12 protein-coding genes are annotated in these 14,731 nt (G+C 35.9%); 11 read left to right on the top strand and 1 reads right to left on the bottom strand.

Translation table 11 applies throughout. The features are described 5' to 3' along the window. Positions 1-2 precede the first annotated feature (2 nt). Genes ACX9NY_RS26815 through ACX9NY_RS26835 form a run of 5 tightly spaced genes read left to right on the top strand, consistent with a single transcriptional unit; the run spans position 3 to position 9,740 of the window. A complete protein-coding gene (locus ACX9NY_RS26815; protein WP_472476104.1) occupies positions 3-2,516 on the top strand; it encodes an NHL repeat-containing protein in 2,514 nt (837 codons plus the stop codon). Positions 2,517-2,560: 44 nt separating this feature from the next. After that, complete coding sequence (locus ACX9NY_RS26820) at positions 2,561-3,757, top strand: LicD family protein (protein ID WP_472476106.1); 1,197 nt, start codon at positions 2,561-2,563, stop codon at positions 3,755-3,757. 20 nt (positions 3,758-3,777) lie between these two features. Beyond that, positions 3,778-5,922, top strand: coding sequence for a hypothetical protein (locus tag ACX9NY_RS26825; protein ID WP_472476108.1), 2,145 nt, complete (start codon positions 3,778-3,780; stop codon positions 5,920-5,922). A 14-nt stretch (positions 5,923-5,936) separates the two neighbouring features. Continuing rightward, positions 5,937-7,598, top strand: coding sequence for an SAM-dependent methyltransferase (locus tag ACX9NY_RS26830; protein ID WP_472476110.1), 1,662 nt, complete (start codon positions 5,937-5,939; stop codon positions 7,596-7,598). A gap of 12 nt (positions 7,599-7,610) precedes the next feature. After that, a complete protein-coding gene (locus ACX9NY_RS26835; RefSeq protein ID WP_472476112.1) occupies positions 7,611-9,740 on the top strand; it encodes a hypothetical protein in 2,130 nt (709 codons plus the stop codon). Positions 9,741-9,810: 70 nt separating this feature from the next. Here the strand turns inward: ACX9NY_RS26835 and ACX9NY_RS26840 are convergent, their stop codons facing one another. Further along, positions 9,811-10,275: an FAD synthase family protein gene (locus ACX9NY_RS26840; protein ID WP_472476114.1), complete on the bottom strand. Its 465-nt coding sequence runs from the start codon at positions 10,273-10,275 to the stop codon at positions 9,811-9,813. 163 nt (positions 10,276-10,438) lie between these two features. Between ACX9NY_RS26840 and ACX9NY_RS26845 the strand changes: the two genes are divergently transcribed. The 6 genes from ACX9NY_RS26845 (at position 10,439) to hpf (ending at position 14,572) form a co-directional block, all read left to right on the top strand. Next, on the top strand, positions 10,439-10,828 hold the full coding sequence (locus tag ACX9NY_RS26845) for a flagellar protein FlaG (RefSeq protein WP_472476116.1): 390 nt from the start codon (positions 10,439-10,441) through the stop codon (positions 10,826-10,828). A 13-nt stretch (positions 10,829-10,841) separates the two neighbouring features. Beyond that, the gene (gene fliD / locus ACX9NY_RS26850) at positions 10,842-12,323 is read left to right on the top strand and encodes a flagellar filament capping protein FliD (RefSeq protein WP_472476118.1); all 1,482 of its coding nucleotides are present in this window, start codon (positions 10,842-10,844) and stop codon (positions 12,321-12,323) included. Between the two features lie 23 nt (positions 12,324-12,346). Beyond that, positions 12,347-12,730 (top strand): flagellar export chaperone FliS, encoded by a 384-nt coding sequence (gene fliS / locus ACX9NY_RS26855; protein WP_472476120.1) that lies wholly within the window; start codon positions 12,347-12,349, stop codon positions 12,728-12,730. Then, positions 12,727-13,086, top strand: a complete 360-nt coding sequence (locus ACX9NY_RS26860; protein WP_472476122.1) for a hypothetical protein — start codon at positions 12,727-12,729, stop codon at positions 13,084-13,086. Before fliS ends, ACX9NY_RS26860 begins: the two co-directional genes overlap by 4 nt. A gap of 292 nt (positions 13,087-13,378) precedes the next feature. Beyond that, on the top strand, positions 13,379-13,576 hold the full coding sequence (locus tag ACX9NY_RS26865) for a cold shock domain-containing protein (protein WP_024631599.1): 198 nt from the start codon (positions 13,379-13,381) through the stop codon (positions 13,574-13,576). A gap of 432 nt (positions 13,577-14,008) precedes the next feature. Continuing rightward, positions 14,009-14,572, top strand: coding sequence for a ribosome hibernation-promoting factor, HPF/YfiA family (gene hpf / locus ACX9NY_RS26870; protein ID WP_124116500.1), 564 nt, complete (start codon positions 14,009-14,011; stop codon positions 14,570-14,572). Positions 14,573-14,731: the final 159 nt, after the last annotated feature.

Raw genomic sequence — 14,731 nt, forward strand, 5'->3', positions numbered from 1 at the left:
TTATGAGAAAAAGAACTAAAGAGACATTGATTAGTTTGATAGAATCTCTTCAAGATCTTAATTCTAATATAAAATTATGGATTGAATCAAGAAGATACACGGATGCTCTGGAGCTTTTAAAAGCCTGCCAGGAAGGAGCAATCAGTGTAGGTACTATTATAGAGAAGGCTTCTAATAATTACTCTGAAATAATCAGGAAGTTGGAAGATTATTGCGAAGAGGTTTACCAGTTGTATGCTAATTTGGAAAATCAACAGATTAACGCAATGGGACAATTGGATAAGTTATTGTTGCAACTCAATGAGATTAAAAATTCGATTGTAAATGATATTATTGTGCATTATGAAGTAGTGTTTTTACCATACAAAGCTGCAATGTGGGACTCTATGGAGAGTGTATGGACAGCTGCGAATGATGATCCTAATTGTACATGTTATGTAATTCCTATCCCCTTTTATGAGTTAATGCCGAATTCAAAAGAGCATACGTTGAAGTATGAAGGTACTGAATTACCTTCATATGTTCCAACTATCCCCTTTAATAACTACGATTTTAAGCAGCGTATGCCTGATATCGTTTATATACACAATCCGTACGACCAGTATAACAATGTTACTTCTGTTCATCCTGCTTTTTATTCCTCAGTGTTAAAGGACTACACAAATTCTCTAGTTTATATCCCCTATTTTGTAACGGGGGGATCGCTTTCAGAGAGTCTTGGTTCTTTACCAGCATATCAATATATGGATAAGATTATAACTCAGTCTGAAAGTTTAAGTCGTTTCTATGAGCCCCATGTATCCTCGGATAAATTATTAGCTCTAGGTTCTCCTAAAATAGATAAGGTTATGACGCTATCTAAAGAGAATCAGCAAGTGCCATTAGAGTGGCAGCACCTTGCTAAAGATAAAAAAGTTATTTTCTATAATACGTCTCTTTCTGGTTTGTACGAGTGCAAAGCGAAATATCTGGAGAAGATGAGATATGTTTTTACTTGTTTTGAAGGTAGGAAAAATGAGCTGTTGTTATGGCGTCCGCATCCTCTAGTGAAAGCAACATTAAGATCAACGTTTCCCGAGTTATACCGTGAGTATTGTGATTTAGAAGAGGAATTTATAGAAAAACATTTAGGAATATTAGATACGACCTCGGACATTTCACTTTCCGTAGCAATTTCAGATGCGTACATCGGTGAAGAAGGGTCTTCAGTTATACATTTATTTGGTGCTATGGGCAAACCAAATTTCTTATTGAATTTAAATTCAACTGATAACTTTAATGAGAATTTAGTAGGGTTTATAGATGCTTATATTAATGGAGATGAGGCCTGGTTTTCTCACGTACATTATAATTCTTTATGTAAGGCAAATATAATATCAGGGGAAGTGGAGTTGTTGAGCGGCTTTCCTAATGAATTACCATCCGGCGACCGATTATACCACGATATTATAGAGGATAATAATAAACTGTATTTTGCACCCTCTAAGGCAAAAGAGTTAGCGGAGTATGACTTAGGAACAGGTGAATTAAACAAGTATCAATATGAAGATACCCCGGATAATGTTTTCTCACGATTTACAGCCATGAAAAAAATAGATCATTACTTGTATATGCTGCCCATAAACTATACTGCTTTAGTGAGATATAATATCGAAGATCAGACCTTCAAATATTACTCTGAGGTTGTAGATAAACTTAATCTAAATAATATAGAGGGGAACCAAGTTTTGTATTTTATGGGTTCAATGCTCCACGATGATGAAACTCTTTTAATGCCAGCAGCTCAAACCAATGCTGTAATTGAATTTAACACTAGAACAGAAGTTACTACATTACACCGGATAGGAAATCGAAACAATGGATTTTATCGTATGGAGTATGATGGGAATAACTACTGGATGATCTCTAATGGGGAAGGCCCTATTGTCAAATGGAACAGAGAAACAGGAGATATTAAAGAGTATAATGAATTTCCAGAAGGCTTTGTGTCAGGCGGACAAGCTTTCCTCGCAATTATACCTTGTAAAGACGATCTACTTCTTTTTCCTAAAGCGGGTAATATGATCGTTAAGATCAATAAAAAAGATGGAAACATGAGTGAATTCAAATTATCTTTGCCTTACAAAGAGGGAGAAAGGAAATCACAGTATTACAATTGGCCGAATAACTATTATTTTGTTAAAAAAGTGGATGAGAATCAAATTATCGCCTTAACTGCGTACGACAGTTCTCTACTTACAATTCAACTCAACAGCAAACATGTTACAGTTCAGCAGTTGAAAATCACAAAAAGGCAACCGCAACTTATGTTCCAAAAGTGGGGAAGTAATTTACCATTTGCTTGTAGAGAAGGGATTCTTTCCTCGCTTGAAGATTTTCTGGACTTCATTCAAGAAGAGAGATCCTCTAACCACGAGGATGTAAAAAATGCTTATAAAGGCGTCATTAATAACATGGACGGAACAAGTGGGTTGAAGATACATCAACACTTTATGAGAGAATTAGCCGAAGTATAGTTTGAACTTTGAAAAGATACGTTAACTATGGTGGTGAATGAGTTATGCTTGAACTGAGAAGCAACTTCTTGCAGAAGGAAGTTATTGCTGAGTACGAGGTTTCTAAAGAAATAAAGAAAATGTGGTTTACGGAGTTAGATTTAATCCGAAAGTTACAAGAGGTTTGTAAAAAACACCACATCAAATTCTTTATGGCGGGAGGTACGTTGTTAGGCTCGGTAAGACATAAGGGCTTCATTCCTTGGGATGTAGATGCAGATTTTATAATGACACGAGCCAATTTTGAGAAGTTAAAAAGTGTAGCGAATGAGGAATTTCGTGAGCCGTTTTTTCTACAAACGATTGAGAATGAAAGAGATATTTTTTTGGGCGGGTTTGCAAGACTGCGCCATGGTGGCACAACACACATTACCCCTATTCATATAAATCGCAAAGCAAATTTAGGGATATGGATTGATATAAGCGTATTTGATTATCTGCATGAAGATCAGATTAAAAGAGAAAAACAAATCCATAAAATCAGATTTTTTCAAAGGTTAATGTTTGCAAAAGTGTATAAAGAGAAGGAAGTTTTCATTGAAATCTCAAAATCAGAATGGAATGAATTTAAATTTTATGCAGATTTTGTGTCTAGAGAATGGATCAGCAGTCAGCTACATGAAGCTTTAACGGAGAGCGGTGAATCTAATTTACTGGCTTGTTTCACATATCATGCTGATCGCTACTATCCGCTTGAATTCAACATAGAGGATTTTAATAGATCTGTGATTCTTCCATTCGAAAATTTAGAATTACCAGCTCCGAATGGATACAAGAATTATTTGGAAATTCAGTATGGTTTGAATTATATGGAGTATCCACCACTACAAGAACGCAGGCCGTATTTAGGCATTATGAGTTCTGATATTCCTTACACTAAATTTTTGAGAGATGTAAATACCATTGGAGAATTTTTAGAATGTAAAAATGTTATTATTTTCGGAGCCGGTCAAATGCTTCAATACTATTTAGGTAACATCCAGTATAAAAGACCTGTATACATTGTTGATAATGACGAATTGAAGTGGGGAACAGAGGTTCAGGGAGTTCAAGTGAAGGCACCACATTGCCTCTTAGAAGAAGGGTACAAAGATAAAGTGATCTTAATTTGCAGTATTTATTATAAAAGTATTGTGGACCAATTAAAAAATATGAATATTAGTGAGTATGCAATTTTTGTACAGAATCAATATTGGCTTTAAATTAAACAGGGGGAGGTATTATGGACAATCTATTCGAGACTACAATCCGAAAGGCATTTAAAGAAAATTTCTACACTTATAAGAATAAGAAAATCATACTTTATGGGACAGGGGTAGTAGCCGAGTTCATCCTGAATAATAACCCCGGTTATAATATTATAGGTCTGATGGATGGGAACAAGAAGCATGGAGAACTACTAGGTAAGAAAGTATATTGCTATGAAGAGGTGTTAAAAAACAAGCCCGATATTATTATCGTGGCAGCTGCTAAAAGAAATATAGAAATGATCTATGATCGGTTAGCTTATTTTTGTCATACCAATAATATTCCCTTGTACTCCGTTGACGGAAGGAATTTATTTACTGTCTACGGCTATCGGGGCTTATCGGATTCCCAGATGCAGTATTTTGATGTACATGAAACGTTACTAAAGAACCAAATTGACAAGAATAAGATCATTTATTTTGATATTTACGATGTTTTAATCATGAGAAAGACACTAATCAAGTCGGATGTATTGGATATTGTTGAATATAGGTTAGCTCAAGCTAACATTCATATTCCTGACTACATTAATGCAAGGGTTAAAGCCGAGCAAGAAGTTATGAGGTCACACGGCACTATTAATGAAATATATGAAAAGTTAGCTGAAATTAGCAATATCCCTGTTGAAAATGCTCTTGAAGCTATGGCAGTTGAGCTAGAAGTTGAGACGTCTATTACTTGTAACCGGAGTTCAATTCATGCTTTGATGCGATATGCTTTAGATAAAAATAAAAAGGTATATTTGGTCAGTGATACTTATTTTCATAAAGAATTTTTAGAATCATTGTTACTAAGCCAAGGAATAACTGGTTATTCTGACTTAATCATTTCAAATGAGCATAAACGAACAAAACGTGAGGGATTGCTCAGCTTTTGGAACAAAACTCATCATAACACTGAAATTTCTCTTTTTATAGGAGTGGACTCGGAAAGTGAAATAATTCAGGAAAACCAAAGTATGATGAACCTCTTTTTGATCAAAAGCGCATATGACATGTTTCTTTTATCCTCATATAGGGATATGATTTATAGCCTCAATAATATCAATGAGCGTTCTCTATTTGGATTAATTGTAGCTCAATTGTTTAATTCTCCATTTGCTCTCTATAATTCGGACGGAAAACCGAAAGTTGATCAAAATTATAACTTTGGATACATTTTTATAGCTCCACTCATTATACAGTATGTATTTTGGATCATAGGCAAGATGAAGATTGAAAAATATGATGATGTATTATTTGCTGCTAGAGATGGGTGGATTACACATAGGCTGTACTCCCTTCTACGTGAGAAGATGAGCATGGACATCCCAAAAGGGGTATATTTCCAAACATCAAGAACACTCTGCACTCTTGCTTCTGTGACGACAGAAGAGGATATTCGCTGGATAGCTGAAGTGCCTCACGCATATGAGCCAGAACAGATGCTTAAACGTAGATTCGGATTAGCTCCTTCAGAAATAGATGAGTACGTTGAAGAAAATCATGTGGATTCTGTGTGGTATGCATATGATCATAAGGAAGCAATATTTTTGAACTCAAAACTTATTAGGGAAAGCTACTTGAATTATATAGAAAGTTTAAATCTGAAAACTGAAGGAAAGTATGCTTTCGTGGATTTTGTATCTTCGGGGACTTGTCAATTGTTATTGGATAAGATTACTGCATTCCATTTAGATGGGCTATATTATTGCAAATACAATAACAATGATGAATCAAAATTGAACCTTTCAGGTGATTCTATGTTTGAGAATATGGTGGAACAAGTATATTGTAGCTATTCTTATGAAAATTACTTGTTATTAGAAACGGTAATGACTTCGCTTAATCCTTCCATTGCAAGCATTGGTCTTGACGGTGAATTTATATATGGTAAGGAAGTAAGGAACAGAAAGGAAATGATGTATGTTCAGGAAGTCCATCAAGCTGTCGAAGACATTTTTGTAGACTATATAGAGAATATGCACATTATGAATGTGGAAATTAATAAATTTGTTGTAGATAGCATGTTTAGCTATCATCAATCCAAATATACTAACGAACAATGTGAAATTTTTGATAATTTAAGATTAATGGAAGACTTCGGCCAATGGCATATGACATTACCACGAGTAACTTAGAAGGTGGATAAGAAATGACTTTACTCATAACACAGTATTATAAAAGTGATAATGATGAAGTAGAACTCAGTCAGGAAGAAATGGATATCTGTAGTTATATTTCTCAGAATAACGAAGATAACTATGATCAATTAATATCAGAGGATCCGAGATGGAATGTCTTTCTACAATTAACACGACTGAGGAAATCATTGTTAAACTGGTATGACTTTAAGCCTGGCTCCACTGTACTTGAAATAGGTGGTGGTTTCGGAGCGTTAACTGGTCTCCTCTGTGATCATTGTGCAGAAGTGGTTTCAGTGGAGGGATCACTTCAACGAGCCAAACAAATTGAGGAAAGACACAAAAATCGAACGAACCTTAAAATTTATGCCGCCAACATTAAAGATATTCCATTAGATCAAAAGTTTGATTATATTACTCTAATTGGACTTTTGGAGTTCGAGGGAAACGGCAGTAGGGACAGGTTAATCTATAGTGACTTTTTAAAATCCATAGGCGAGCATCTTAAACCTGGCGGAAAACTTATCATCGCTGTCGAGAACAGATTCGGCTTGAAGTATTTGTGTGGTGCGCCTGATCCATACTATGGAATTCCTTTTGCCCAAATCAATCAAAGCTCTTACAAAAAGGGAACAGGCCACTCTTTCAGTAAGCATGAATTAACTACAATCATAGAAAATGCAGGTTATAAACATTTTAAGTTTTATTATCCTCTGCCGGACTATAGATTGCCTCAATTGATTTATTCTGAAAAGTATATACCTAAAACAAGTTTGAAGGAAAGATTAACCCCGTACTATATTGATTCTTCTTCACTGCTAGCATATGAGAACGATTTGTACGATGATATAATTGAAAACAATGCTTTAGAATTTGTGGCAAACTCTTTTCTAGTGGAATGCTCTTTTAATGATATGGATTTTTGTGATGTGATTTATGCTGCTGTCTCTACTGATCGTGGACGAAGAGAAGGGTTCGCAACTACAATTCATAGTGATGGCAATGTCAAGAAAACACCCTTATATTCAGAAGGGTTACCTCAATTGCAAAACATAAAAGAAAACCACGATGAATTAGAATCGAGTCAGTTAAAAGTAATTCGAACACGTATCAAGGAAAATAGATTAATCATGCCTTACGTAGCTTACGATACTTTATCGGATCATTTAAAGAACATCATACGAACGAATCCTGAAGAGTTTGTATTGTTGTTTGATCAGTTATACAACAGTATACTGCAATCATCAAGTAAAACTGAGCACATGAATCCTTCCTTTCACAGCTATAACGATGCTTTGAATTATGGAGTGATTTTGGAGAAGGCTTATCTGGATATGATTCCCGTGAACTGTTTTTATCACGATCAAGAACTTATTTTCTTTGATCAGGAATTTGTAAAGGAAAAATACCCTGCTAAATATGTTTTATTCAGGGCTCTAAAGTATACGTATTTTTTCATTCAAGATGCAGAAAGATATATCCCGCTTGGTGACATGCAGGAAAGATATGGGCTTCGTCATTTGTGGGAAGAATTTGAAAAAGAAGAATACAACTTTGTATCTTTGAATCGAAAATATAACGAATATCATAATTTCCTTAAAAGAACCTATATAGACCGAAACGGTATGCTCATTAATGCAAAACAATTACTAAAAGATCGAAAAAAAGATTAAGGGGAACTGAGTATGATCAGCGAGAAGGATTTTGTAGTAAACACATTTAGAGAGAATTTCTCTGATTTCAAAAATCGTAGGATTGTTCTGTACGGAATCGGTTTTCATACTCAAGCTATTCTCTCTGCTTTTCCTGATTTTAATATTATTGGATTAATGGATCCGGTAAGAACAGATGATATTTATGACAAGAAAATACTAACATTTGAGGAAGCCTTTGAGTCAGATGTTGAAGCTATTGTTGTGATAGCACGCTCAAAATCAGTTAAAATAATATTTAATAGGATTTCGAATTTATATGTTGACAGTAATGTAATTCTCTATGACGTAAATAGAAATAATTTGTTTGAGTTGTTTGATGATCAAAGAATTTCAGATGAGAATGAGATGTATTTCCAGGTTAATGAGAATTCACTAAAAGAAGAAATATTGAAGCACGAAATTATCAGTTTTGATATTTTCGATACCTTAATGATGAGGAAAGTTCTTTATCCTCAAGATGTCTTTGAATTAGTTGAAGGAAAGGCTTTGCAAAATGGACTCAGTGTGCAACAGTTTAGACAAAAAAGAGCTGAGTCCGAACGTTCATTATTAATGAGAACAAACCCTAATATCTATGAAATTTACGAGGAATTGCAAGATCTAACTCAAATATCATCAGAAGAGAAAGAAGAGTTATTAGCACTTGAACTGGCGACAGAAAAAGAAGTGCTTATAAAAAGAGAAAAAATGGTTGAGTTACTTCAGTATGCAGTGGCTCATGGTAAGGATGTATACCTCATCTCTGATATGTATCTACCGAAGACAATATTGCTTAGATACCTTTCTGACTTAGGTATTCTTGGATTTAAAGATTTATTTGTTTCTTGTGAATACCGTACGCCTAAATGTGATGGTTTGTTCGATATTTTCAAAGATAAAGTTAAAGCAAACAGTTATCTTCATATCGGGGATAATTATGATGCGGACTATACGTTTGCCAAGCTACATGGTTTAGACTCATTTTATATAAAAAGTTCTTTGGAGATGCTAGAAATCTCATCTTATCGTAGTATATTTAGGAATTTAACTTCTATTAACGATCGGTCTTTACTGGGGCTTCAATTATCCCGGATATTTAATAATCCTTTTGCTCTTTATGAGTCTGATGGTCGTCCAAAGCTCATTTCGACATATGACGTGGGTTATTCTTTTGTTGCCCCAATTATAACCAACTTTGTACTGTGGTTGCTTAATGCATCAAAAGAGGGGGATTATGATAAAATATTGTTCTTAGCAAGGGATGGATACTTAATTCAAAAACTCTATCAACAAGCTATTAACATTCTAGATATTGAAAATATACCTCCAGATGAATACTTCCTTACTTCAAGAATGATTTGTGCCGGATCATCGATTAGGTCGAAAGAGGACATTATTGAAATAGCTAAAATTCCTTTCACAAACTCACCGGAAGATTTACTAAGAACACGTTTCAATCTAGAAACAACTGAAATTTTACCTTATGATGTAAGGATGACTGTTGAAGAATACGTCTTGGAGCATGAGGCGGAAATTCTATCACGTTCTTCTATAATTAAAGAAAATTACATGAAATATATAAGGGAATTTAACTTTTCCAAAGAAGATAGGATTGCGGTGTTTGATTTTGTATCCACGGGTACATGTCAGATGTATCTTACAGATCTTCTTCCTTGTGAACTAACAGGTTTATATTTCTTGAATTACAAGGTTAATAACCCGAAGAAGAGTCAGTTAGTCATTAAGGCGTTTTACGAAAATGATTTCACATATCAAACGCAGAGCTATATCTTTGAAAATTATAATTTTATGGAATTGGTTGTAACTTCATTCGAACCTTCACTAGCTTACTTCGATGAGCATTTAAATGCTATTTATAGGCCTGAAAAACGAAGTGAAAAAGAAATGCGGTATTTAAGTGATATGCATCAAGCTATAACAGATTTTTTCTGTGATTATACATCTAGTGTATATCAACGTCAGGTGCCTATCAATAATATGATTTCTGAAGTGATGTACAGCTTTATACAGAAGAAGTTTACAAATATTGAAAATGAAAGTTTTGATAATATGGTATTAATTGATGATTTTGGTGTTGGGGAAATAGAAGTGGTTTGTTAAAAAAAGTAGGGATGTGTAAGAGAGGTGGAAAGCGTTAAGATTAAACTTTGACGCTTTCCATTGTCACTTCCTATTTTTCAATTGAATTTTGAATCAATTTCTTGATTTGTGTAGAACTAGTTCCCTTAGTGTAAGGGAAAAACTCAATGTTAGAACCTAGTTGGTTTAAACGATCCTTATCTTTGTTCCAACTTGCCTCATCTTTCCAATCATCTCCAGAAAAAAGACAATCAAACCGATAGATCTCCCATGCCTTTAATTTGTCTATATTATCCATAGAAACCAATACAGCTTGATCTACATATTTAATTGACTCAATTATCGTACGTCTTTCTTCTTGAGAAATAAAAGGCATTATGTTCTTAAAGTGCATTACTAGTTCATCTTCTAAAATTCCCACAATTAAAAAATGACAACGTTCTTTTGCTTTCTTGAGTAAATTGAGATGTCCTACATGGAATAAATCGAAGACTCCCGCAATGTATCCAACCTTGTAAGGAGGTTCTTGACTTATAGAATCTTTTAAACTATTCATTTATTTCACTCCTACTATCTTTTTTTTGGATAAGCGTCTGTCTAAGCGTATTTTAAAAAAAAATGCATGTAAAGTCTATTTATATGCGAATTTTAAATACCTCTTCATTCTCACTTTACGTTTACCGATAAATATAATAAATAATTCCATCGGGGGATGAACGATGAATCTACAGTTCTCACTTTCAACGAATTCAGTGAACAGTACTTCAAGTTCTTTAAGTCAACCAAGTGAAGCATCAGTAAATCCGAGCACACAACTCATTCAAGCGGTGAGAAACGGCGTTGATATGTCCAAGCTTGAACACCAAGGGATTAGCATTCCGTTTGGTGACGAACACCTTATTAAAGCGATTGACAAAGCTGTAAAAGCCCTTCAGGGACCTACAACAACTTTGGAGATGAGCGTTCACGAAAAAACTCACCAAATCTTAGTTAAAGTCCTGAATAAAGAAACTGGTGAATTGATTCGCGAGATTCCACCTGAAAAAACATTAGACTTGGTAGCCAAGATGATGGAGATCGCCGGTATCCTGATTGATGAAAAGGTATAGGAGGTTACTATAAATGAACATGCGAATTAACGGCTTCTCAGGCATGGATATTGACAGTATGGTCAAATCTCTTATGACAGTGAAGAGAGTCCCACTTGATAAGTTAAATCAACAGAAACAGATTCTGGATTGGACCAGAGATAGCTATAGACAGTTAAATAGTAAAATTGTGCAGTTGAGCAACAAATTGCAACAAATGGATTTGTCCGCAGCAACAAACACACAAAAATCTACGGTTAGTGGAAATACAACAGCAGTTAGAGCTGAGGCAAATGCAGATGCGATTTCCGTAACAATGAGTGTCGAGGTGAAGACGCTCGCCAAAAAAGCCAATTTACAAAATGCAACGGAACTAACGACGGGAACACCTAGTGTAAAAGCAAGCCTAAGCACTACTTTAGTACAACTTGATAAATCAGGCTCCCCGCCAGAAAAATATGAACTTCATATTAATAATAAATCGTTGGAATTCAAAAATACAGATTCTATATCAACTGTATTATCTCGTATTAATTCCGAAATCCCAACAGCTAATGCAAGTTATGATGAAATCAGTGGAAAGCTGACAATTACCTCAAGAGAGAATGGAAAAGAAATTTTAGAGACGGGAAGTAATGGTCAGCCTCAAACGAGTTCCTTATCGGTTATGCTAGGTTTGTCAGCGAATGCTGCGGAAAAAGGGGAAGTAAATATAACCACTTCTTCAGGTACCCGGAAATATGAAACTACTGGAGATACGTTGTTAGTCAATGGTGTGAATTTGACCTTATTAGAAACGAACGTAGGCTCACCCAGCAAAGTCTCAACGCAGTCCGATCCTACAAAAGCGATAGAGACGATCAAGTCATTTGTTGATACCTACAATGAATTGTTGGGATTGATGAACACAAGATTATCTGAAGAAAAGTATCGTGACTACGCACCTTTGACTGCAGAGCAAAAGAAAGACATGAAGGAAGATGACATAAAAAACTGGGAAGAGCGAGCCAAAAGTGGACTTTTGAAGAATGATACCATTCTAAGCTCGGCTGTAGCCTCGATGAGGTCTGTCATTACAGGAAACTTGAAAGTGCTAAGTGAGGCAGGAATAACAACAGGGCAATATTATGAAAAGGGTAAGCTACAGATTGATGAAGTTAAACTTAAAAGCGCGTTGGACAGTAATCCCGATAGAATCCTAAGTGCTTTTAGAGGTCCTTCTACCGACGCTAACAATCCAGCTATATTTAGTGGATTGAGAAAAGAGTTGAATTCAACCCTGGATATGTTGGTAAAAAAAGTTGGTACCTCTAAGACGGACACTGATGCAAGCATGACTCTCAAAACGGAGAGTAGTATGGGCCAACAATTGAAAAATTACAACAATAGAATTTCAGACTTGGATAGAAAAATGGTTACTTGGGAAACTCGATATTACAAACAGTTTGCCGCCATGGAAAAGGCAATGAGTCAATTTCAGTCACAGTCCTCGAGTCTAACAAGTTATTTCCAATAAAATAAAAGGGGGAATATTTTGGCATGATTACATCTCCTTATGACAAGTATAAGCAATCTTCAGTTCAAACATCTACTCCAGGGCAACTGGTAATAATGTTGTATGATGGTGCAATTCGATTTACAAAAATGGGCTTGGAAGGAATCAAAACCAAGGATTATGCTAAAGCGAATGTGAACCTCGGTAAAGCTCAAACGATTGTTAGCGAGCTAATGTCTACGTTGAATCTATCTTATCCCGTTTCTAAAGATTTGTTCTCGCTATACGAGTACATGAACCATTTGCTGATTCAAGCCAATATCAAAAAAGATATCAAGCATGGAGAAGAAGCTCTGGGATATTTCCAGGAACTGCGTGAGACCTGGGTTGTAGCGAGCAAACAAGCAATGGGAGCTTCAGCTCAATGATTAGTAGCAACAAGACTCTGATAGACATTCTTCTGAGCCAACTTTCTGAGCTTACGCAGAGTTTTATTAAAGACTTAGAAATTCAAGATTCTGATCATGTAGAACAATTTGTTCAAGAGCGTGAACTTCTAGTGCAGCAATTGCATGGTATTTTGGACGTTGAAGAGATGAATGATCTGCAAAAAGAAGCGCTGAAGAAAGTTTTGGCATACGACAAGATAATAGAGCAACGTATGTCATCACTTAAGAACGAAGCGCAGGAATGGTTGCTCCAACGCAATACTGCAAAAACACAACGCACGGTATATGAATCCAAATATGCTTCTGAAAGTTATCTTATGGATAAACGAAAGTAGTACCTATGTATCCTATAATTTTAACAAAACTCCGTACGGGTAAATACTTCGTACGGGGTTTTTCTTGCCATCATTAATACATCTAAAATAGACTTACCAACCTGCCAATTACCTGATATATTCAAGATATCCCACCATTCAACACAATCCCCAATTAATCTACAAAAAATTCCAAGAAAACATTTACTTTACCAATTGACAATGGATAACTTTGGATGGTATTATCTGAATTGTGGGCAGAGGTTAAGGCCGAAAGCTTCACTTCATTTGATGACGAAGGGAATGTTAGTGCATGCAAGGTAAAGTAAAATGGTTCAACGCAGAAAAAGGTTACGGTTTCATTGAGACTGAAGATGGCGGCGACGTATTCGTACATTTCTCCGCAATTCAATCCGAAGGATTCAAAACTTTGGAAGAAGGTCAATCCGTAGAATTCGACATCGTCGAAGGCGCGCGTGGACCGCAAGCAGCTAACGTAATCAAATTATAATCATCCGGACAATCCGACCTACATATATGGTTAGATGGTTACCAAATTGAATTATCGCTAGCATCAGACTCCGGTATGTTCCGGGGTCTTTTTTTGTTTCAATAGATTCGAGATTAAGATCATTCCGGGAACAGTATTTTTGTGAGTTTAATAGATTAAAGCAGTTGATCCAAGAGATAGATTAAAGTTCATTTTACATATTAGATTGAGGTGGCTCAAAAACGGTTAATTACATCATCAAGCGCCTAATAATTCATACCAACTAAATATTCGATTATGGCTGAATATGATGAAATATCGCGAAATATGGCGTTATGCCTATGTTGGCAGATGTGGCTTCAACAGATGTCATTATTCGGTCACCGGGAGTTTTTACATGGCGCTTACATTCGTGTTATAATGAAGTGGCAAAGGAAAAAGGAGGAGTGCCCTATGAATTTAAGTATTCGAGGTCAACAAATCGAGGTTACTGATGCTTTGAAGGATTATGTCGACAAAAAGTTGAGTAGACTCGAGAAGTATTTCGATGCACCCCTTAACTCTGACGGTGCTGTTACATTGAGCACGACGAGAGGTTTGCATACGGTAGAGGTGACGATCCCTTTGAAAGGCATTGTGCTCCGCGCTGAGGATGAGAGCGACGATATGTACGCATCCATTGACTCCGTGGTGGACAAGCTGGAACGTCAGATCCGCAAACACAAAACTAAAATTAACCGTAAGTTCCGCCAGGAAGGTAGCCTGAAAACACTCTTCGTTGAAGATCCAACAGGTACTGTAGCTACAGCTGAACTGGATGCGGACACGGATGAAGATGATTTGGAAGTTGTACGTACGAAACGCTTTATGCTGAAACCAATGGACGTGGAAGAGGCCATCCTCCAAATGAACATGGTTGGTCACAATTTCTTCGTATTCTCCAACATTGACAGTGAAGAAGTTAGCGTGGTTTATAAACGGAACGATGGTAAGTACGGTTTGATCGAACAAGGTTAATTTTAACGTACAGGATCATCGGAACAGAATAAGAATATCTAAATTTTAATAATGAACTCAGGAACTGTAGTTTCCTGGATTGAGTTAACAAGAGCTTCCATCCCTTAGGGGATGGGGCTCTTTTGTGCGTAGAGGGACGGGGAAATGACCTTTGGAAAT

The sequence above is a fragment of the Paenibacillus sp. CB74 genome, from assembly GCF_055687625.1.